The sequence below is a fragment of the Streptomyces sp. NPDC002076 genome (assembly GCF_053593835.1).
This window is the reverse complement of sequence record NZ_JBSFDI010000030.1, coordinates 50,948-69,920: the sequence shown is the minus strand read 5'-3', so window position 1 is coordinate 69,920 and position 18,973 is coordinate 50,948. Positions and strand designations below refer to the sequence as shown.

Annotated in this window: 20 protein-coding genes and 1 pseudogene; 7 read left to right on the top strand and 14 right to left on the bottom strand. The window is 69.2% G+C overall.

What is annotated here, in order from left to right; genetic code table 11:
- Nucleotides 1-91: 91 nt before the first annotated feature.
- Genes ACWCQS_RS40825 through ACWCQS_RS40815 form a run of 3 tightly spaced genes read right to left on the bottom strand, consistent with a single transcriptional unit; the run spans nt 92 to nt 2,860 of the window.
- The gene (locus ACWCQS_RS40825; RefSeq protein ID WP_451009190.1) at nt 92-889 is read right to left on the bottom strand and encodes an ABC transporter permease; all 798 of its coding nucleotides are present in this window, start codon (nt 887-889) and stop codon (nt 92-94) included.
- Nucleotides 876-1,823, bottom strand: a complete 948-nt coding sequence (locus tag ACWCQS_RS40820) for an ABC transporter ATP-binding protein (protein ID WP_451009189.1) — start codon at nt 1,821-1,823, stop codon at nt 876-878. The genes ACWCQS_RS40825 and ACWCQS_RS40820 overlap by 14 nt, the downstream gene beginning before the upstream one ends.
- A gap of 11 nt (nt 1,824-1,834) precedes the next feature.
- Nucleotides 1,835-2,860 carry a hypothetical protein gene (locus ACWCQS_RS40815; protein WP_451009188.1) on the bottom strand — a complete coding sequence of 342 codons (1,026 nt, stop codon included), beginning with the start codon at nt 2,858-2,860 and terminating at the stop codon, nt 1,835-1,837.
- Between the two features lie 85 nt (nt 2,861-2,945).
- Between ACWCQS_RS40815 and ACWCQS_RS40810 the strand changes: the two genes are divergently transcribed.
- From ACWCQS_RS40810 to ACWCQS_RS40800, 3 genes are all read left to right on the top strand, one after another.
- Complete coding sequence (locus ACWCQS_RS40810) at nt 2,946-3,257, top strand: PadR family transcriptional regulator (RefSeq protein ID WP_451009187.1); 312 nt, start codon at nt 2,946-2,948, stop codon at nt 3,255-3,257.
- Nucleotides 3,254-4,018: a hypothetical protein gene (locus tag ACWCQS_RS40805; protein WP_451009186.1), complete on the top strand. Its 765-nt coding sequence runs from the start codon at nt 3,254-3,256 to the stop codon at nt 4,016-4,018. The genes ACWCQS_RS40810 and ACWCQS_RS40805 overlap by 4 nt, the downstream gene beginning before the upstream one ends.
- Before the next feature lie 142 nt (nt 4,019-4,160).
- Nucleotides 4,161-4,901 (top strand): polyprenol monophosphomannose synthase, encoded by a 741-nt coding sequence (locus ACWCQS_RS40800; protein ID WP_451009185.1) that lies wholly within the window; start codon nt 4,161-4,163, stop codon nt 4,899-4,901.
- Between the two features lie 235 nt (nt 4,902-5,136).
- On the opposite strand, the gene ACWCQS_RS40795 is transcribed toward ACWCQS_RS40800, so the two are convergent.
- The 11 genes and pseudogenes from ACWCQS_RS40795 to ACWCQS_RS40745 all read right to left on the bottom strand — a co-directional run bounded on the left by ACWCQS_RS40795 (nt 5,137) and on the right by ACWCQS_RS40745 (nt 14,848).
- Nucleotides 5,137-6,276 (bottom strand): LCP family protein, encoded by a 1,140-nt coding sequence (locus ACWCQS_RS40795; RefSeq protein ID WP_451009226.1) that lies wholly within the window; start codon nt 6,274-6,276, stop codon nt 5,137-5,139.
- 13 nt (nt 6,277-6,289) lie between these two features.
- Nucleotides 6,290-6,691, bottom strand: a pseudogene (locus ACWCQS_RS40790) (sigma factor); the annotation flags it as partial.
- 88 nt (nt 6,692-6,779) lie between these two features.
- Nucleotides 6,780-6,926: a hypothetical protein gene (locus ACWCQS_RS40785; RefSeq protein ID WP_451009184.1), complete on the bottom strand. Its 147-nt coding sequence runs from the start codon at nt 6,924-6,926 to the stop codon at nt 6,780-6,782.
- Between the two features lie 33 nt (nt 6,927-6,959).
- The gene (locus ACWCQS_RS40780) at nt 6,960-7,331 is read right to left on the bottom strand and encodes a hypothetical protein (protein WP_451009183.1); all 372 of its coding nucleotides are present in this window, start codon (nt 7,329-7,331) and stop codon (nt 6,960-6,962) included.
- Nucleotides 7,332-7,619: 288 nt separating this feature from the next.
- On the bottom strand, nt 7,620-8,954 hold the full coding sequence (locus ACWCQS_RS40775; protein ID WP_451009182.1) for a Dyp-type peroxidase: 1,335 nt from the start codon (nt 8,952-8,954) through the stop codon (nt 7,620-7,622).
- 21 nt (nt 8,955-8,975) lie between these two features.
- Complete coding sequence (locus ACWCQS_RS40770; protein WP_451009181.1) at nt 8,976-9,986, bottom strand: hypothetical protein; 1,011 nt, start codon at nt 9,984-9,986, stop codon at nt 8,976-8,978.
- Nucleotides 9,987-9,996: 10 nt separating this feature from the next.
- The gene (locus ACWCQS_RS40765) at nt 9,997-10,530 is read right to left on the bottom strand and encodes a hypothetical protein (RefSeq protein WP_451009180.1); all 534 of its coding nucleotides are present in this window, start codon (nt 10,528-10,530) and stop codon (nt 9,997-9,999) included.
- 203 nt (nt 10,531-10,733) lie between these two features.
- Nucleotides 10,734-11,747, bottom strand: a complete 1,014-nt coding sequence (locus ACWCQS_RS40760; RefSeq protein ID WP_451009179.1) for an aldose epimerase family protein — start codon at nt 11,745-11,747, stop codon at nt 10,734-10,736.
- 17 nt (nt 11,748-11,764) lie between these two features.
- Nucleotides 11,765-12,547 carry an ATP-binding cassette domain-containing protein gene (locus ACWCQS_RS40755; protein WP_388635315.1) on the bottom strand — a complete coding sequence of 261 codons (783 nt, stop codon included), beginning with the start codon at nt 12,545-12,547 and terminating at the stop codon, nt 11,765-11,767.
- The gene (locus ACWCQS_RS40750; RefSeq protein WP_450986336.1) at nt 12,544-13,578 is read right to left on the bottom strand and encodes an ABC transporter permease; all 1,035 of its coding nucleotides are present in this window, start codon (nt 13,576-13,578) and stop codon (nt 12,544-12,546) included. Before ACWCQS_RS40750 ends, ACWCQS_RS40755 begins: the two co-directional genes overlap by 4 nt.
- 145 nt (nt 13,579-13,723) lie before the next feature.
- Nucleotides 13,724-14,848, bottom strand: coding sequence for a substrate-binding domain-containing protein (locus ACWCQS_RS40745; protein ID WP_451009178.1), 1,125 nt, complete (start codon nt 14,846-14,848; stop codon nt 13,724-13,726).
- Nucleotides 14,849-14,997: 149 nt separating this feature from the next.
- Between ACWCQS_RS40745 and ACWCQS_RS40740 the strand changes: the two genes are divergently transcribed.
- From ACWCQS_RS40740 to ACWCQS_RS40725, 4 genes are all read left to right on the top strand, one after another.
- Nucleotides 14,998-16,056, top strand: coding sequence for a LacI family DNA-binding transcriptional regulator (locus ACWCQS_RS40740; protein WP_451009177.1), 1,059 nt, complete (start codon nt 14,998-15,000; stop codon nt 16,054-16,056).
- Complete coding sequence (locus ACWCQS_RS40735) at nt 16,049-17,122, top strand: carbohydrate kinase family protein (protein ID WP_451009176.1); 1,074 nt, start codon at nt 16,049-16,051, stop codon at nt 17,120-17,122. Before ACWCQS_RS40740 ends, ACWCQS_RS40735 begins: the two co-directional genes overlap by 8 nt.
- 159 nt (nt 17,123-17,281) lie before the next feature.
- The gene (locus ACWCQS_RS40730) at nt 17,282-17,605 is read left to right on the top strand and encodes a hypothetical protein (protein WP_451009175.1); all 324 of its coding nucleotides are present in this window, start codon (nt 17,282-17,284) and stop codon (nt 17,603-17,605) included.
- 81 nt (nt 17,606-17,686) lie between these two features.
- On the top strand, nt 17,687-18,889 hold the full coding sequence (locus tag ACWCQS_RS40725) for a PP2C family protein-serine/threonine phosphatase (protein ID WP_451009174.1): 1,203 nt from the start codon (nt 17,687-17,689) through the stop codon (nt 18,887-18,889).
- Nucleotides 18,890-18,973 lie beyond the last annotated feature (84 nt).

Genomic DNA, 18,973 nt, shown 5'->3' with positions numbered 1-18,973 from the left:
GGTCGGCGCGGTGGTCTTCATCGTCTCGCCGACCGCGGCACGTAGCGGCGAGACTCGTCGCGGAGCTCGGGCATCGGGGGCTGACCGGTTGTCATGCCGCGGGGTCCCGTCGCAGGAGCACGAGGACTGCGACACAGGTGGCCAGCACGATCGCGGCGATCTGGACCACGATGCCGGTGCCTAGGCCGGCGGTCCCGGCGGGATCGAACAGGTGTGTCCAGTTCCGCCAGTAATGCACGGGCAGGACCGCCTGCAGGGCGTGCAGGGTGCGCGAGCCGTTGAAGAGGCTGGCTGCGATCAAAAAGGCCACGGTGGTGCCGAGGGCTTCGATGCCGCGGGGCAGGAGGAGTCCGAGAGCGAACGCGATCGTTGCGATGCTCAGCATGCACAGCAGGCAGTAGCCGGTCGCCAACAGGACCCGGGTGGCCGTCTCGCCGCCGGTGAGATTCGGAGCGCCGATGATGTGGAACGGGTGCCAGCCGTAGATGGCAACGCCGGCGAGCAGGCCGGCCGTGAGCACGCACAGGGTGGCGATCGAGGTCACCACGGCCAGCGCTCCGAGCTTGGCCGCCAGCAGGCGTGCTCGGCTCACGGGCGCGACGTACAGGTAGCGCAGGGTTCCCCACTCACGGTCGGACGAGGCGATCGCGGCAGCCGGCAGAGCCACCATGATCGGGAGGAGCAGCGGTTCGATGAACGCCATGCTCGCCATGGCGTGGTTGAGTGCGGAGTAGGGGGAGGCGCCGAACAGGCCGGTCTGACGGCCGTTGCGATGCCCCGCCTCGGATGCGTACGAAAAGCCGGACAGCACGGGGACGGCGGCCAGACAGGCGAGCACGACGAGCGTGCGGATCCGCAGTAGCTGGGTGGTCAGTTCAACGCGCAGCATGCTCACCGGCTCCTTCGGTCATGGTCAGGAACGCCTCTTCCAGGGACTTGCTCTCCTGCTGCACGGACGTGACGCCGATGCCCTCCGTGACGAGCGCGCGCACCAGGTCGCGGGAGAGCACACCGGGGGCGGTGACGACGATCTCGTCCCGCTGCGTCGTGGCCGACGCGACGCCGGGCAGTGCGCGCAGCACGGCGGCCCCCTTCTCGGTGTCGTCCACCTGGAGGCGGTAGGTGCCGGCGGCGCCGAGCAGTTCGTCCATCGGTCCTGCGGCGATCAGCCGACCATGGTTCATCACGACGACGTGGGTCGCCAACTGCTCCACCTCGGCGAGCTGGTGGCTGGAGACGAGCACGGCGGCCCCTCCCCGGGCCAGCTCCCCCAGGTACTCGCGCAGGGCCCGGACCTCGCCGGGGTCCAGTCCGTTGGCCGGCTCGTCCAGGATCAGCACATCCGGCTTCCGCATCAGGGCCTGGGCCAGCATCAGCCGCTGCTTCATCCCCATCGAATAGCCCTTGACCTTGCGGTCGAGCGCCTCGCCGAGCCCTGCGAGGTTCAGGGCGTCGTCCAGAGCGGGGGGTGGCCATGCCTGTCGTGTCGCCGACCACAGGAGCCGCAGGTTGGCACGACCGGTGAGGTGCGGCACGAACGCCGGGCCGTCGATGAGCACGCCGACGCGACGCAGCACGTCCGCACCCAGGCCGACCGGCTCGCCCAGGATGCGCGCGCTGCCGGTGTCGGCGGACGAGAGGCCGACCAGCATCCGCATCGTCGAGGTCTTGCCCGCACCGTTCGGGCCGAGCAGCGCGCAGATCTCGCCGGCTTCCACGGTGAAGCTGAGCCCGCTGACGGCCTGCCTGCGGCCGTACCGTTTGGACAGCTCGCGGGCGCGGATCGTCGGTGTTGCTCGTTCGTGCGCTGTGGACGGTTCCATCGTCACGCCTTTCACCGGTGCATACCTGGTCGTCGAAGGTGGGTGGCGGCCGCGCCGCGGCGGCGGCGCAGGCCGGAGGAGTCGTACGGGAAGCACGCGAGCAGGAGAGCAGCCGTGACCAGGGACGTCACCAGACCGGCGCCGAGCGTGAGGGCGGCCAAAGCTGGGACGGACGTCAGCGATCCCGTCCCGAACACCGGCCACAGTGCGTCGCGGAACGCCGTCGCGACGCTGATTGCGACGCACCCGGCGACGGTCGCTGCCTCCGCGATACGGCGGGCCCGGGTGCGCGGCGGCCGGGCGATGAATCCGGCGGCCGCGTTGCTGATCATGCAGAACGCGAGGTTGGTGGTCGCTGTGACGACCAGAAACCAGGCGATGAGCAGCGGATCCGTCCAGCGTTCGCCGACGGCCTGCGCACTGGTGAGGGCCGCCGCGGCCAGTGTGCTCAGCGTGACGAACACCGTCATCGCGCGACGGCGCACCCAGACCGCCGCGTCCGGGCCGATCCAGCGCCGCAGTACGGGAGTCCGTCGGCAGAGGAAGACGGCGTCGCCGAGCCAGTCATGCCGCCAAGGGCCGGCCGAGCCGTGCCCTCGGTGACATCGCACGAGCAACACCGCGGCCGCCAAAGTGAGTACGGAGGTCACGACCAGCCCGCTGATCAGCACCGATGCCCATGTCCCCGAGGATGAGGCAGGCGTCCTGGCGATGACCGCGGCCCACTCGGACACCACCGTGAGCCCGACCAGCGTGACCATCGCCCCCGCCGCACGCACCGTCTGCCGCGCCCGGTCCGCACCCCCAGGCGCCCGCCACACGAGCAGCCGTAACGCGATCACCAGCGCAAGCATCGGCACCGCAAACTGAGCCAGGGACACCACCACGTCGTACGGGTCGTCCTGCCAGGGGCTTGCCGCCCTGACCGTCTTGTCCTGGGTCTCCAGCACCGTCAACGCCTCGAACACACCGGCCGCGCCGAGGCTCCCCCATACCACGGCCGAGGAAGCCCGGCCGTTCTCCTTCACGTGTTCCATGGGCCGTCATAGTACGCGTCTCGTACTACGTGACAAGTAGTATCGCGGCTCGTATTATGTGGATCGACCGGAGTCAAGGAGATCCATGCACAGCAACGACGCCCAGATGCTCGTGCTCACCGTCCTCGCGGACGGGCCACTGCACGGATACGCCATCAACACGGCGATCGAAGAACTCACCGGCCGCAGACTCGGCCCCGGCAGCCTCTACGGCGCCCTGTCCCGGCTGGAGGGACGCGGGCTGATCCGGCCCGCGGACCAGGCGGCAGAAGCCCAGGAACGCCACCGCACCATGCACATCACCGACGCGGGCCGCGACCAACTGCGCGCCGAACTCCAGCAGATGGCCCGCATCTCCGCCGCAGGCCTGCGCGCACTCGGGATCACACCGGCATGACCGCGGCCACGCTCCTTACCCGCCTCTACCCGCCGGCCGTGCGCGAGCGATGGGGCGAGGACATCCGTCACGAGGTGTCCGCATCGGGAATCCGCTGCTGGCCCGACACCCTCGCGGGGGCCGCGCGACTGTGGCTGCACCCCGGCGACTGGCCCGAGACGTTCACCGGACAGACCCGCCGCGTCCTGACCGTCGCCCTGTTCGCACTCACCTCGGCCACCTGCCTGCTGCTGCGCTCGGCCGAACCCTCCACCACCCTCACCGCCGACATCCACCACCCCGCCACCAGCCTGTGGCTCGCCCCGCTCCTGCTCGGCATCGGCCTCGCCGCACCGCTTCCCCCAATGAGCGGCGCAGCACTCCGCAGCCTGACCGCCGCAGCAGTGCGCACCCTGGCCGCCCCGACCGCCGCGGTCGCCGTCATGTGCCTGACGGCATGGAGCGGCGCGGCCGAACACCTCACAGGCTTCGCCGATGCCGCGGCGGTCACCTACTACTGGCTCACGCTCGGATTCGTCGCACTCCGCCTGTGCGTCCTCGTTGCCCGCATCTCCCGCACGGCCACCCTGCCGACCACACGCCGACTGTCCACGGCCCTGTTGCACATCGGCGCGGGACTGACCCTCGCCGCGAGCCAGAGCCTCCTCGCCGCCGTCCGGACCCCTCCTTTCCCCGGCTCCCTCACCGAGACTGTGACGCTGGGTCTTCTGGCCGTCACGGCCATCAGCGCGGGCCGCGATCTACGGCGGAAGAAGGCATAGGCGCCGGCAGAAGCGCAAGGTCGGGCCTGCCCGTCACATCGACCCCAGGCGCCCGACGATGCCAATAGGACCCGACCGGCGCTCCGCCAACGCCGAGCGCCGGTACCGCTGAACGTGCCCGAACCCTGACCCAGGAGTTGCCATGGCTGTCGCACCCCCGAAGGTCGCTGTCGTCGTGCCGACCTACAACGAGCGGGACAATCTCCCCGTCCTGGCCGGCCTGCTCACGGACCTGCCCGTGCCGAACCTGCACCTGCTCGTGGTCGACGACAACTCACCCGACGGCACCGGCGAGGTGGCCGACAAACTCGCCGCCGAGTCACCGGACACCGTCGGCGTGCTGCACCGCACCGCCAAAGACGGACTCGGCCGCGCCTACCTCGCCGGAATGACCCGTGCACTGGACGAGGGCGCCGACGTCGTGATCCAGATGGACGCCGATCTCTCGCACCCGGCCTCGGCGATCCCGGCCATGGTCGACACCCTGCTGACGAAGAACGCCGCCGTCGTACTCGGATCCCGCTACGTGGCAGGCGGCTCGACCGCCACCGACTGGCCGTGGCACCGCAAGGCCCTGTCCGCCTGGGCCAACCTCTACGTCAACGCGATCCTGCGGCTGCATGTGAAGGACGCCACGGCCGGATTCAAGGCATGGCGGGCCGGGACACTGCGAGCGATCGACCTGCCGTCGATCCGCAGCAACGGCTACTCCTTCCAGGTCGAGATGAACTACCGCACCGTCAGGCAGGGGCTGACCATCGTCGAAGTGCCCATCCGCTTCGAGGAACGTGTGCAAGGGGCATCGAAGATGAGCCTGAGCGTACAACTCGAATCCGCACTCACCCCATGGAAGCTGCGCTTCGGCAGTACCACCCGGAGTTGACCCGCGTGGCCGCCATGAGGGCGCCCCTGGACAGTGTTTCCGCAGGTCACAGCCCCGGGACTGCGCGCAGAAGCTGCGGGGAGCCCTCGAAGCCGGAGAGCATCCGCCGCTGCTCAAGCCGTCTCCGGAGGCGATCGCCGAGCTCACCAGCCTGCTGGCGCGAGCCGACGCCCGCGGGTGATGACGCCCCCACCCGAAGGTCCATCCGCAGGCGCGCCGCCTGCCTGCGGCTCGATCAGTTGGTCTTGTCTGAGTCCGGGATGCCGTTCCTCGTGGCTTTCGCATAGGCCTGCGCGACGGTGAGGCCCTGGTAGGCCGCGGCGGAGGCGGGGAGGCCGCCCAGGGGCCACGGGCCGGCCGGAGCGCATTTGACCGTGTCGCCGGCGTTCTCGGTGTGGGCGTCGGTCGTCGCCGCGCTGATGTTCGCCGGGGGCCTGGGGGTCGACGATCCGCCGTCGGGCTTCAGGTCGGGGCCGACCACGACGTGGATCGAGGTGATGCCGGAGGTCGTGGTGAGGGAGGAGGACGGCAGGCCGAGGACGCCGGCCACCTGCTGGGCCTCACGCTTGTGGATCGGGTCGGAGGTCGGGTACTCCACCTTGCTCGCGGCCACGGTCGGCGTCGGGCCCCGGCTGAGGACGGAGTCGGAGTAGCCCTTGCCGTCCAGCTCGCTCTGCACTGCGGCCGCGCGGCCGGTGATCCCGGTGCCGTTCAGCACGTGGACCTCGACTGTCGACGGGTCCACCGACTGGTCGGTGGAGGCGGTGGCGCCCGGCGTCGGTTTCGACGACGAGGTGGTCGGTGTCAGCGACTGGTCGTTGGCGATCGCGTTGAAGAGCTGATGCGCGTTCGGCCCCGGCACCAGCCAGGCGGTCGGGTTGTAGGGGTCCTGCGCGGCCTGCATGGTCGTGAAGGTGATGTGGTCAGCCGGTATGGATCCCAGCGTGTTGGCCAGGGTGACCAGCTTCGTCACGCCGGCGAGCCCGTCGTCCACCGCGAACGCCTTGGAAGCGGCCTCCGTCAGGCTGAAGACGTTCGTGGGGTCGGTCAGCGTGCTGTCGCTCTTCATCTTGTGGATGAGGGCGCTGAGGAAGATGTGCTGGGTCTGGGTGCGGTCCATGTCACTTGCGGTGCCGAAGGCGTGCCGAGTGCGCAGGAACTCCAGGGCGCCCCGGCCAACCAGGGTGTGGGTGCCCTTGGAGAGTTTGAGGTGGGAGCCCGGGTCGTACACGTTGCCGGTGGTGCAGACCTGGACGCCGCCCACAGCGTCGGACATGCTCACCACACCGCCGAAGTCCACCACCATGAAGTGGTCGATGTGGACCCCGGTCAGGGCGTTGACTGCGGACACCGTGCAGCCAGGACCGTAGTTCAGGCTGTTGGTGGTCCGCGGTTTCTTCGACGCTGAGGTCCTCCCAGTACCGCAGCAGCAAGACCGCCCGGTCCGAGGGCGACAGATGCCCCATCGCGTTCAAGAGGGTCACCCTCAACGGCGCGTCGGCCTCGGCGGGCGCGGGCGGCTCCGGCACAACGGACGTCGGCAGCTCGCCGTTGCTACGGCGACGACGGTGGGTAAGGAACGTGCGCACCAACACCGTCTGGGCGTACGCCGCAGGATTCTCGACCTGCCTCATCCGGGGCCACCTGGCGTAGAGGCGGCCCAGGGCCTCCTGGACCAGGTCCTCTGCCAGGTGCTCGTCGCCGCTGCACAGCACACACGCCGAGCGGAACAACGCACCCGAACGCGCAGCCGCGAACGCGAGGAAGCTCTCTTCGTCGCGGCGCCTCATCCAAGATCCTTTCGATCGGCTCACTGTAACGACGTCGCGAGCAGTCATGCATGAAAGCCCTGGATCACAGCGCCGGTCTGTCGGCGAGTCAACCGATCTCGGGAGTCTCGGGGGCGAGTTGGGGGCGCAGGCAACCGGGCAGGTCGGGCAGGTGGAAGGAGTACCGGCCGAGCATGTTGATGGTGCCGACGCCGTCCCCCAGGCTTTTGTCGATACCGCTGCCAGCGCCCTGCACCGCTACCTCAGCAGTTGATCTTCTGGGGGCGAATCACGGAGTAGTCGATCGGGAGGACTGCCGCAAGACCACTGAGGAGGATCGCGGGGGGTGCGCCCAGAACGGCGGGCTGGTCGGCGAAGGCGAAGACGGCGAGCAGGAAGCCTGCGAGCAGGGCGAGTGAGCCGAAGAGAGGTCGACGACGTCGTGCCGGCTCCCCAGCAGCATGCCAGCCAGCACGATGAGGAACGTGATGTTGGAGAGAACTGCTGCCATGGGGTGCCATGACTGTGCGGTGGGGGAGACCTTGGTACCGATGTCGGCGGCGGTGAGGATGGCGCTGGCGGTGGCTGCGGAGGTGAGGCTGCCGATGGAGGCGAGCAGCACCTGCACCGCCGCGCCCACGACGCCGCCGCCGCGCTGCACTGCGGCCGGCTTCGCCCCGAAGGGGCCGCCGGGGTCGAGGCGATCAGGACGAGGGCGATGAAGGAAGCCGAGGGGAGACTGAACAGCGCACCGATGCCCCAGTCGAGCACCGGGATGACCACCAGGTTGGCGATCAGCGCCGGCAACGTCCGGGGGACGTCGGCGAAGACGCCGCGCAGTGCCGGATCGGTGGCGCGCAGGCCGGCGGGGACATGGTGGCCGCGATGAGGATGACGGTGACCGCGTTGAGGATGAGACGCAGGGTGTCCATGGCGCTTGCCCGCCCTGTCAGTCGCGGAGGTCCCCGAGCCAGCGCAGGGCGCTCAGGCTCGGCAGGAAGCAGTACTCGCCCCCTCGGGTGACGACGAACCGGGGCAGCGGGGCGAGGCGGCGCCGCACCGGCCGCCGGGGAATGGTGTAGCCGATCTGCCTGTCCGCGGCTCCGACGACGGGGTCCCTCGTGTTGCCGGCCCCGAAGAAGACGCCGTCGTTCATCCACTCCGACTGGACGAACTCGAACTGCCGGCCGAGGTGGGCGCCGATGAACGCGAACATCAGACCCCGGTCCGCTCCATCGTCATCCAGCACCCCCTCGGGCAGCGGCGGTCCGTAGACCGCGCCGCGCCGGATCATGCGATGCAGCCGCACCTCCCCGGCCACCGAGGCGTCGCGCGGGTTGGCCCGGCGGATGTGGCATCCGCCGGGCGTGATGAATCCCGTCGGATCGTCCCGCTCGTACAGAAAGGTGTTGCGGCGGTGCGGGTCGGTGCCGAGGGTCGGGTCGTCGTGCTCCGGGGAGAGGGCCAGCGGGGCTCCGCTGCGCCAGCGGCCCATGATCTTCGCCGCGATCAGTTCCTCGTCCTCGGCCCCGGTGGAGTTGTCCCTCAGGTAGCGGCGGAACTCGGCGACGTTCTGGTGGAGTTTACGGAAGACCGCATAACTGCCGTTACGCCCCAGCACGGTCGGCTGGGGCGTTTGGACACCGCCGATCTCATCCGGGTGACCGAGGACGAACTCCCCGCTCTTCAAGGGCGCTTCCAACGAATTGGACCCTGGAATGCCGCTGCCTTCGACGGCCGGATGGCTGACCCCGTCGAGGTAGCCGAAGTGTTCCTTCTCGGTGGGCAGTGCGTAGCAGTCCTGCCGCCAGATCGCCGTCACGCCGGGAAGACGGTCGTAGACGGGCCGGGCGCGGTCTATGGCCGCCTCCAGGCGCGGGGGGTCGGGTGCGATCGCCGTGATCACCACATGGACGTCACGTGTGCCGAGCGGTGCCTCCCAGTGCTGCGGGCTGCTTGCTCCCTCGTCGCGCAGCGCTCGTGCGCGGGCCGCCATTCCCTGCCGGAATTCCCAGGCGAACGTGGCCAGCGATGCGCGCGGCACCCCCAGTGCCTCCAGTCCCCAGTATGTGACGGCGACACTGACCCAGGTGTCGCCGAGAGGACTGGAGGAGTCGGCGGCGGAAGTCGCCGCCGCGCTCGCCCGCCGCATCAATTCCCGCCCCTGGGAGCGGTCGTCGATGCGGAAGACCAGGTACGTCGCCGCGTACGGGGTCGGCCGCGGGCTGAGGACCCCGCGCTGGATGTCGTCCAGTTCCAGTGTGACGTCCGTGGGTGCGCTCACGTCGGCCTCCCTGCGGCATCGCTACGAGACGAGGTTGCGCCAGAAGTGCCGCAGGCTGTCGTCGGCGCCGAAGAGCGTGCTGAAGATCGTCGAGTCCGCCAGCAACACATCTGCCGCGCGGTCACCGCCAGGAGGCATCCACAGGAACATGTTGAACTCGGTATTCCCGTCCTCGGTGAACGGATGGGGCCGCGACATGTCGATCGGCTGCCGGGCCAGCACATGGATGTCCTTCGGCTCATCGGTCGTCACCGCGTAGTGCGGCAGGTGCATGTGGAAGTTGAAGTTCGTGACCCCTCGCAGCCATCCCCTCTCGTCCAGATCCCTGACGGTCGACAGAGGAGCGATCCGGTTGTCCGCACCGGTGGCGGGACGCAGCCCGTACCGGTTGACGACCGGCACGTCCAGGCCCTTCATCAAGTCCCTGACATAGGTCGCGAACCGCTGCTGGCGAGGCACCAGGGGATCGCCGTGGTGGCGGTACTCCACCTCCCGTACGGACAGATCGTCCGACGCACCGACGTCGTGATGGGGCCCCAGGACCAGACGGGCGTCCTCCCGGGCGAGGAAGGCCCGCAGCGCCTCGATCTCCCCGGGGTGCGCCTCCTGCCCGGTGATCATGTGGTCCAGCCCGAAGACGAACAGGACGTCCGTGTCGTCGAGCACCCGCCCATCGAGCGGGGTGTGGAATCCGGCCTGGTCGATGCGCTGGTAGACCGGGACCGGATGCCTGGTCACCTCCTCGACGAAGTCCTGGAACGGCACCCAGGCCCAGAAGAACAGCTCCAGTGATCCTGCGATGCCCTGCTGGAACCGATAGGGGTCCGACCACTTCGGGTCCTCGTACGCCGGCCACGCCACCCGACGCACTTCGGTCATGGTGGAGAACCGGTTGTCCAACTCGGCCGCGTTCCGGCCCGCCTCGGCCGGATAGCTCCACGAGACGTAGACGCTCACACGACGCCCGGCAGGGGTGTACTTCCGGGGAACGTGCCGCTGGTTGTATGTCCGCGCAGTTTCAGCCTTGCTCATCGCCCAGCCCTCACTGCAACTGGTCCAGCATTTCGGACAGGGCGCCCTTGATCCGCAACGCCTTCTTGATCTCGTCCGCCGTCACGTACGGATACTCTCCGTACTCGATGAAGCTCGGACAGTGATGTTCACGTACGAATCTGATGAACGCCTCCGGATTGGTCCGCCAATCCTCCGGGAAACCCTCCAGATGCTCGAACGCCGTACTCACACCCGCCTTCGAGAACAGCGCGATGGCGTCCTCGGTGTACTTGTCGAAGTCGGTGTCGAAGGTCCCCTGATACATGAAGCGCGTGTCGTCGTCGAAGAGAACCCAGCGCAGGTAGTGCAGCTTCAGCGGCGCGAGAAGGTACGGATCCTGGTCCAGAGCCTTGGCCAGCGCGTAGCCGTACTCGCGCAGCGCATCGGCGTGGCCGGCCTTGACCCGCGCGACGATGGTGAACCCGTAACATGCTGGAGTCCTGGGGAAGACGGGCCCGTACTTCCCCTGTTCCAGATGATCGGTCTCCTTGGGGAGGACGACCGCCTGAGGCTTGATCTCCATGTCCGCTCCTCCCGCCATCCAGTGGCCGGGACGGATCCATTCTGCCGCCCGTTCATGGGACGCGCCCGCTGGGCAGGAGGAGATCTGGTCCTGTGTGGCGACGGTCAGGCTTCGCGTGGAAGATGCCGCTCGGCAGGGCTCTCATGCGTGAGCGATGCGTGAGCGGACGGTGCGGGACAAGCCGTCACGGGGGCACCAGGGTCTCAGGTTCCCGAAGCCCCGTACTCGACCCCGAAGCTGAACTCGCGTCGCTGACCGGGCTCCAGGGCAAGGGCGGTGGCGTGTTCGGCGCGGTTGAAGGCGTTGGTCATCGTCTCGACGGGTTCCAGGGCGATGGAGGCGCGCCGGTCGCGGGCCAGGGTGTCTCCGGTGAAGACGTGCATGTACCCGCTGTCCTGCCAGACCCGCAGTTCCTCGCCGGTCGCCGGGTTGGTCAGTACTGTGTCGATCCGGCCGCCGGGGCCGGGCGTCAGGTCCGCGAAGCAGGCGTCGATGACCGCGTCGTCGAGCCGCTTCGGTGCCCGGAAGTCCATGTCAGGGCAGTCGTCCAGGGGAAGCAGGGCCGCATCGCCGGTCAGCGGGATGAGGGAGGAGTCGGTGCGGATGAGGGTGTGGGCGGGGATGTGCAGGAGCAGGTCGTCGACGGGGCGCGACAGTGTGAAGTAGGGGTGCCAGCCCGCTGCGTAGGGGGCGGTGGTGTCGCCCACGTTCGTCGCCCGGATCACGATGCTCAACTCGCGGCCGGTGATGGTGTATTCGGCTTCGAGGTCGAGGGCGAAGGGGTAGCCGGGGTGCCGGTCCGGTCTGATGCTCGTGGTGTGGAGCAGCAGGCGGGCGGAATCGGCTGTCGTGGTGGCGTGGGCGAGTTCGAAGGGTGTCTCGCGGGCGAAGCCGTGGTAGATCGTGCGGTCGCCGAGGCTGCCGGGCAGCAGGTCGTGGTCGTGGCCGTCGTAGCGGTAGCGGCCGTCGGCGACGCGGTTGGGGAAGGGGGCCAGCAGGCCGGCGCGTACGCCGTCCTGGGAGAGGAGTTCCTTTTCGTCGCGGTAGCCGTCCGTCAGCTCCTTCAGCCGGCCTGCCGCGCCGTGCCGGACCTGCCAGCTCAGCAGCGTCGCGCCGCGCAGGGCGAGGACGACGCGCGCCGAGTCGTCCGGTGCGCAGACGACGAGGGTGGGTTCCCCGCCGAGGCGGTTCTCGGCGATCCGGTACTCGGCGGTCACGTCCCCTGGTGTTCCCTTCAGCTCGCTTCGGGGGCGAGCTTCTTCGCACCCGTCATGATGGCCACCGCGTCCTCCATGGAGTGCGACTGCGGGGTGATGACGCCCGCGCAGCCGCCGAGCCGCTGGATGTGGATGCGGTCGGCGACCTCGAACACGTTGGGCATGTTGTGGCTGATGAGGATGACGCCGAGGCCCTGGTCGCGCAGGTCGCGGACGAGTTTGAGGACCTGTCCGGTCTCGCGGACGCCGAGGGCGGCGGTGGGTTCGTCGAGGATCACCACCCGGCCGCCGAAGGCCGCGGTGCGGGCGACGGCCACGGACTGGCGCTGGCCGCCGGAGAGGGTCTCCACGGCCTGGTTGATGTTCTGCAGCGTGCCGATGCCGAGCCGTTTGATGTGGTCGGCGGCCTGCTTCTTCATCTCGCCGGTGTCGAGCATGCGGAACACCGAGCCGAGGATGCCCTTGCGGCGGATCTCGCGGGCGAGGAAGAGGTTGCTGGCGATGTCCAGGGCGGGGGCCACGGCGAGGGTCTGGTAGACCGTCTCGATGCCGGCGTCGCGGGCGTCCTGGGGCCGCTTGAAGTGGACCTCTTTGCCGTCGACGAGGATGCTGCCCTGGTCGGGGACGAGGGCGCCGGACAGGCACTTGATCAGGGTGGACTTGCCGGCGCCGTTGTCGCCGATGACGGCGAGGACCTCGCCGGGGTGGAGGGTGAGGTCGACGTCGTTCAGGCCGACGACCCGGCCGAAGACCTTGACCAGGCCCTTGGCCTCGAGAACGGGGGCGGTGGCGGTCGTCACGACTTCACACTCCGGATCCACTGGTCGACGGAGACAGCCGCGATCACGAGGACGCCGACTGCGAGGACTTGGTAGTTCGGGTCGATGCCGGCCAGGGCGAGGCCGTTGACGAAGACCTGGACGATCAGCGCACCGATCAGCGAGCCGAAGACCACGCCGCGTCCGCCGAACAGGCTGGTGCCTCCGATGACGACGGCGGTGATGGACTGCAGGTTGGCGTTGAGTCCGCTGTTGGGATCGCCGCCGCCGACCCGGCCGACGAGGACCCAGGCCGCCACGGCGATGGTGAGACCGGCCAGCATGTAGGCGCTGAGCAGCACCCGGTTCACGGAGATGCCGGCGAGACGGGCCGCCTCGATGTCGTCGCCGACCGCGTAGAGGTGGCGTCCCCAGGCGGTGTAGCGCAGGGCGTAGCCGACCACCGCGTAGAGGGCGATCATGAGCAGGACGCCGTAGGTCAGGTTCAGTTGGCCGAGGGAGACCGTCTGGCCGCTCCACATGAGGATGTTGCCCGGCTGCAGCGACACCGTCTGGCCCTTGGCGTAGATGAGGGTGATCGCGGTGAAGACGCTGAGGGTGCCGAGGGTGACGATGAAGGGCGGCAGCTTCACCTTGGTCACCAAAAGGCCGTTGACGGCCTGGGCCGCTATCGCGACGACCGCGCCGGCCAGCAGGGCGAGCCAGCCGGGCCAGTGGCTGTCCGCGACGAGCTTCGACATCAGCAGCGAGGCGAGCACCATGACGGCGCCGATCGACAGGTCGATGCCGGCGGTGAGGATGATGACGGTCTGTCCGACGGCGAGCGAACCGATGACGGCCACCTGCTGGGCGACCAGCGAGAGGTTCTGCAACGCGTAGAAGCGTTCGTTCACCAGGGAGAACACCACGGCGGCGAGCACCAGGACGATGGCCGGGCTGAGCGCCGGCTGACGGTGCAGCACCGAGTGGATGCGCTGGCTGAGGGTGGCGGGCCGGTTGAGGAACTCCTCCGCCGGTGCCGGTGCGGCTTGAGGGTCCACGTGAGTGGTCACAGGGGGTCCTTCCGGTGTCTTCCCTGGTACGGGCTCATGGGCTCGTGTGGTGCGGGTGCGGCGCCGGTACCGTCACGGTGGCTTCCGGCGCCGCACCCGGCTCGGGCAGTCGCCCGCTCGGGGGCGGTCGCACCCGCTCGGGGTGTCAGCTGCCCCAGCAGGCGGAGGCGGCCTGCGACGGGGACTGCACGGTCAGGCCGCCCAGCGACTTGGCGGCGGCAAGGGCGGTGCCGGTGTCGTAGAAGGACTTGCCGTTGGTCACGCTGGGCTTGCTGCCGCCACGGGCCAGCTTGGCGATGGAGCTGACGCCGAGGGACGCCATCTTGCCCGGGTACTGCACCGCGTCGGCGGCGAACTCGCCGCTGGTGACGTTCTTCAGGCCGGCACAGCTGCCGTCGATCGCGTAGATCGCGACGTTCTTCTCCTTGCCGGCCGCCTTCAGCGCGTTGTACGCGCCCTCGCCCGCCGGCTCGTTGATCGCGTAGACGACGTTGATGTTCGGGTTGGCCGACAGACAGTTCTCCATCGCGGTGCGGCCGCCGTCGATGGCGCCCTGGGTGGGCTGGTGGCAGGCGATCGTGTAGCTGCCGCCCTTGCCGCCGGTGTACTTGCCGGACTTGGCTTCCTTGCCGTTCTCGGTCTTGCTGCCGGGGTCGATGCCCATGCCCTCGAGGAAGCCGTGGTCGCGGTTGATGTCGACGGAGACGACCTGGTTGTTGAACAGGTCGAGCATGGCGATGACCGCCGGCTTGCCGTTCAGGGCGGCCGCGGCGTACTGGCCGTCGAGCTTGCCCGCCTGCTCGTTGTCGGTGGCGTAGGTGATGTCCGCGGTGCTGGGCGGGTTGGGCGCGGTGTCCAGGGCGATCACGAACAGACCGGCCTGCTTGGCCCGGTTCAGGGCGGCGTTCACGGCATCGCCGTTCGTCGTGATCAGGATGCCCTTGTCGCCGCGCGAGATGGCGTTGTCGATGGCCGTGATCTGGGTCTGGGTGTCGCCGTCGCTGTTGCCCGCTGCCACCGTGAGACTCACGTTGTCCTTGGCCGCCTGGGTCTTGGCGTCCTTCTCCATGCTCACGAAGTACGGGTTGGTGAGCGTCTTCAGGATCAGCGACACACCCACCTTGCCGCCGCCCGAGGCGGACGAGGAGGAGCTCCCGTTCGAAGAACCGCAGGCCACGAGCGTGGCGCCGAGGCAGACGGTGACGCCGATCGCTGCCGCCCGGGCACGCCGACCACGGCGACTCGACACCTGGCTGGTGGAGATGTTCATGGCTTGATCCCTTTCGGAGCCGTCTTCTGGCCGACGTTGAGACAACGTTGACTGGGCGAGATACTGGGCCTGTATGGACGAGCCCGTCAAGACGCTGATAGACATGCGTCCGCAACGAGTAGGTAACGCACAACCGGTTGGAGACAACGATGACTCAGGGCGAGGCCGCGCCCCGGTCCACCCGTAGCCGCCCCACCATGCGTGAGGTCGCGGCGCTGGCCGGAGTGGCCATCAAGACGGTCTCGCGCGTGTTCAACGACGTGCCCACCGTCGATCCGGGCATCGTGGCAAGAGTGCGGGAGGCCGCCGACAAACTGGGCTACCGTCCCAACCTGACGGCCAGCAGCCTGCGCCGCGGCGATGGCCGCACCGCCACCATCGGCATGCTGGTCGAGGACGCGGCCAACCCCTTCTCCGCCGTCCTGACCCGCACCGTGGAGAACGTCGCCCGCGAACGCGGAGTGCTGGTGCTGGTCGGCAGTCTCGACGAGGACCCGACCCGTGAACGGGAACTGGCCCAGGCGCTCATCGACCGCCGGGTCGACGGGCTGGTGATCGTCCCAGCGGGACGCGACCAGAGCTATCTCATCAGCGAGCAGCGCTCCGGCACGCGCATGGTCTTCGTCGACCGCGAGGCCGGCCTGCTCGACGCGGACGCCGTCGTCTCCGAGAACCGGCAGGGTGCCATCATGGCCGTCAACCACCTGCTGAAGTCCGGCCATCGCCGCATCGCCTACCTCGGCGACCGGGCGTCCATCCCCACCGCCGCCCAGCGCTTCGCCGGCTACCGGCACGCCCTGGAGGTCGCGCACATCGAGTACGACGACGAGATCGTGCGGCATGTCGGGTCGAGCGAAGAGGCGGCCATCGCGGCGACCGAGCAGGTCCTGTCGCTACCTGATCCGCCGACGGCGCTGTTCACCAGCCAGAACTTCGTGACCGTAGGCGCCGTCCGCGCGCTGCGCGCCATGGGGCGGCAGGACACCACCGCCCAGGTGGGCTTCGACGACTTTCCCCTGGCCGACATCCTCAGTCCGGGCATCTCCGTCATCGCCCAGGACGTCGAGCAGGTGGGCAGGACGGCCGCCGAGATGCTCTTTCGCAGGCTGGACGGCGACGAGTCGCCGACCCGCACCGTCACCGTGCCGACCCGGCTGATCGAGCGGGGCTCCGGCGAGCTCACAGTCGAAGGGCCCTGCCATGACTGAAGACGTACCAGCCGCCGCACAACTCCCGGCCGTGACCGTGATCGGCGAAGCACTCATCGACCTGGTCCAGCTCGACGCACCCGGTGACTACCGTGCCCGACCCGGCGGCAGCCCGTTCAACGTCGCTGTCGGCCTGGCCCGGCTCGGACACCGCACCGCGCTCATGGCACGCCTGGCCGACAACACCTTCGGCAGAATGCTGCGCACGCACGCCGCCGCCGAGGGCATCGACCTGACGTACGCCCCTGCCGCCGCCGAGCCCACCACGCTCGCCGTGGTCTCCATGGACGCGGAAGGAAGGGCGAGTTACGACTTCTACCTGGACGGTACCGCCGACTGGCAGTGGACCGAGGCGGAGACAGCCCTCGTCCCGCAGGACACCGCCGTACTGCACTTCGGCTCGGTCGCCTCCTGGACCCCGCCGACCGCCGAGCACATCCACTCCGTCGCCCAGCGCCTGCGCGCCGGGGGCACGACGCTGCTCAGCTACGACCCCAACGTCCGCCCTGCCCTGCTTGACGACCCGGAACGCGGCAGGCAGGCCGTCGAACGCAGCGTCGGCATCGCCCACCTGGTCAAGGCCAGCCGTGAGGACATCGAGTGGCTCTACCCGGACACGCCGATCGAGCGGATCGCTGCCCACTGGCTGGAGTTGGGCGCACTGCTCGTCGTCATCACCGACGGGCCCGACGGCGCTCACGCCTTCCACTCCACTGCGGGAAGCCTGAGCCGTCCCGGGCGGAAGGTCGCGGTGGTGGACACCGTCGGCGCGGGCGACGCGTTCACCGCGGGCCTGCTCGGCGCACTGGCCCGCCACGGCCTGCACATCCCGCAGACGCTGGCCGCAGCCGACCCGGGCGTGCTGAGGATCGCCGTGGACGACGCGGTCCTCGTCTCCGCGCTGACCTGCGAGCGCCTGGGCGCCGACCCGCCCACCGCCCTGTCCCGCCCCCACCTGCCTGCCCAGGCGCCCCTGGAGGTGACGGATCTGACGTTCCCCGACGGCACCGGCCTGGTGGGCACGGGCAGCCCAACTCCGCAGCCCGTGCAGTCCGTGCAGAGCTGACGGTCACGCGGCGCCCCTCGCCCTGTTCGGCACGGAGCAGGTCACGGTGATCCGTCCGCGCTGGGCGTCGTTCGTGGCTTCCCAGCGGAGAAGTCAAGCCGTGAGACATGAGCACAAACCCGTGTGAGAGGGCGTGTGATCTCTCCTAGGTTGGCCATCGTGACGATCGAGGTGCCGTACCAGCCGCTTCCGGTTGACCAGTCGGACGTTCGCTACGCCCATGGCCCCGACTCGGCTGTCCGGCCTGGCGTGCCTGTCGGCGAGACCATCGAGTTCGGCTGGAACGGGAGTGCGATCTACCCGGGCACGTCGCGAAAGTATTGGGTTCACGTGCCCGCCCAGTACGACCCCGCACAGCCGGCGTCGCTGATGGTGTTCCAGGACGGATGGTTGTACCTGGATCCCGAAGGAGAGGTCCGCGGCGTGATCGTCCTGGCAGGCGGGAGTGCCCATGGCCGTGCCGGCAGTGCGGGCCTCGGATGAAGTGGAACACGGAGCGGCGTAGGCGCCAGGCGCGGATCCGGCTGTGGGACATGCAGTGCAGCAGGGTGTATACCGATACGTATGGGCGCGGGGCGTGTGCCGGTGGACCGCCTCCCGGAGCAGCAGCTGGGCCGCAGGCTGGTGGCAATCCCCCTTGCGCTGATCGTTGTGATCACCGTGGTGGACATCCATTCCCCGCCAGACGTCCACCTGGGCCCCTTGCTGGTGATCGCGCCGGCCCTCACCGCGTCCCTGGCCGGGCCGCGACTGACCGCCCTCGTCGGAGCACTGGCTGTGGCCGCCCAAGTGCTCATCGCCGTGTTCCACGGCGGACTGACCACCGCCAACCACCTCTCGCAGATCACTGGCCTGACCCTGCTGTCCGCCTTGGTCGTCTTCGTCTGCCACGTGCGCGAGCGGCGCAGCCGTGAGCTGAACCGGGCACGGTCGGTGGCCGAGACGGCGCAGCTCGTATTGCTGCGGCCACCACGCCGCCGGATCGGGCCGCTGCGGGTGGCGTGGCTGTACCTGGCAGCCGAGGACGAGACCCGTATAGGCGGCGACCTGTTCGCGATCGCCCGCTCCGACAGCGGCACCCGCGTGATCATCGGCGACGTCCGCGGCAAGGGACTGGCCGCCATCGGTGAGGCATCCATGCTGCTGGGCGCGTTCCGCGAGGGCGCGCACCACTACAACACCCTGCCCGAACTCGCCGCGGGCCTGGAGGCGAGCGTCTGCAGGCATCTGAAGGACGTCGCCGACACCGAGCAAGACCCGGGCGAGCACTTCATCACCGCCCTGCTCCTCGACGTCCCCGACCACGACACGCAGGTCGAGATGGTCAATTGCGGTCACCCCCCGCCCCTGCTGCTGCACGACGGCCAGGTCACCGTCCTGCACGCACGACGCCCCGTACCGCCCTTGGGCATGTGTGAACTGCCTGCCCCAAGCCATCGCGCCGACCCCTTCACCTTCGAGGACGGCGACACATTGCTGCTCTACACCGACGGCGTCACCGAGGCCCGCTCACCCAAAGGAGCCTTCTACCCCCTCACCGAGCGCGCGGCCTCCGCGCCCACGTCCGGACCCGAAGCCCTGATACGCCACATCCACCGCGATTTGCTGAACCACATCGGCCACGAACCCGGAGACGACGCCGCTCTCCTGGCCATCGAACGCTTTGGCGTCCACCACCTCCACCGACCGCACACCATGGCCCGCCCCCTCGACGGCCGCCGTCGACTCGACTCCGGCTCAAAGCCGGTTGCGGAGGACCCTTCCTGAGCCCTCGGCCCATGCGGTCGTGATCGTCTTGCTGACGTCCTGCAGGGCGACAAAGCCGGCAGTGGGAAGAATTCGAACACCCTC

Coding starts and splice junctions, on each gene's coding strand:
- ACWCQS_RS40825 (WP_451009190.1), bottom strand. CDS start 889: ATGCTGCGCGTTGAACTGACCACCCAGCTACTGCGGATCCGCACGCTC.
- ACWCQS_RS40820 (WP_451009189.1), bottom strand. CDS start 1,823: ATGGAACCGTCCACAGCGCACGAACGAGCAACACCGACGATCCGCGCC.
- ACWCQS_RS40815 (WP_451009188.1), bottom strand. CDS start 2,860: ATGGAACACGTGAAGGAGAACGGCCGGGCTTCCTCGGCCGTGGTATGG.
- ACWCQS_RS40810 (WP_451009187.1), top strand. CDS start 2,946: ATGCACAGCAACGACGCCCAGATGCTCGTGCTCACCGTCCTCGCGGAC.
- ACWCQS_RS40805 (WP_451009186.1), top strand. CDS start 3,254: ATGACCGCGGCCACGCTCCTTACCCGCCTCTACCCGCCGGCCGTGCGC.
- ACWCQS_RS40800 (WP_451009185.1), top strand. CDS start 4,161: ATGGCTGTCGCACCCCCGAAGGTCGCTGTCGTCGTGCCGACCTACAAC.
- ACWCQS_RS40770 (WP_451009181.1), bottom strand. CDS start 9,986: ATGAGCAAGGCTGAAACTGCGCGGACATACAACCAGCGGCACGTTCCC.
- ACWCQS_RS40765 (WP_451009180.1), bottom strand. CDS start 10,530: ATGGAGATCAAGCCTCAGGCGGTCGTCCTCCCCAAGGAGACCGATCAT.
- ACWCQS_RS40745 (WP_451009178.1), bottom strand. CDS start 14,848: ATGAACATCTCCACCAGCCAGGTGTCGAGTCGCCGTGGTCGGCGTGCC.
- ACWCQS_RS40740 (WP_451009177.1), top strand. CDS start 14,998: ATGACTCAGGGCGAGGCCGCGCCCCGGTCCACCCGTAGCCGCCCCACC.
- ACWCQS_RS40735 (WP_451009176.1), top strand. CDS start 16,049: ATGACTGAAGACGTACCAGCCGCCGCACAACTCCCGGCCGTGACCGTG.
- ACWCQS_RS40725 (WP_451009174.1), top strand. CDS start 17,687: ATGGGCGCGGGGCGTGTGCCGGTGGACCGCCTCCCGGAGCAGCAGCTG.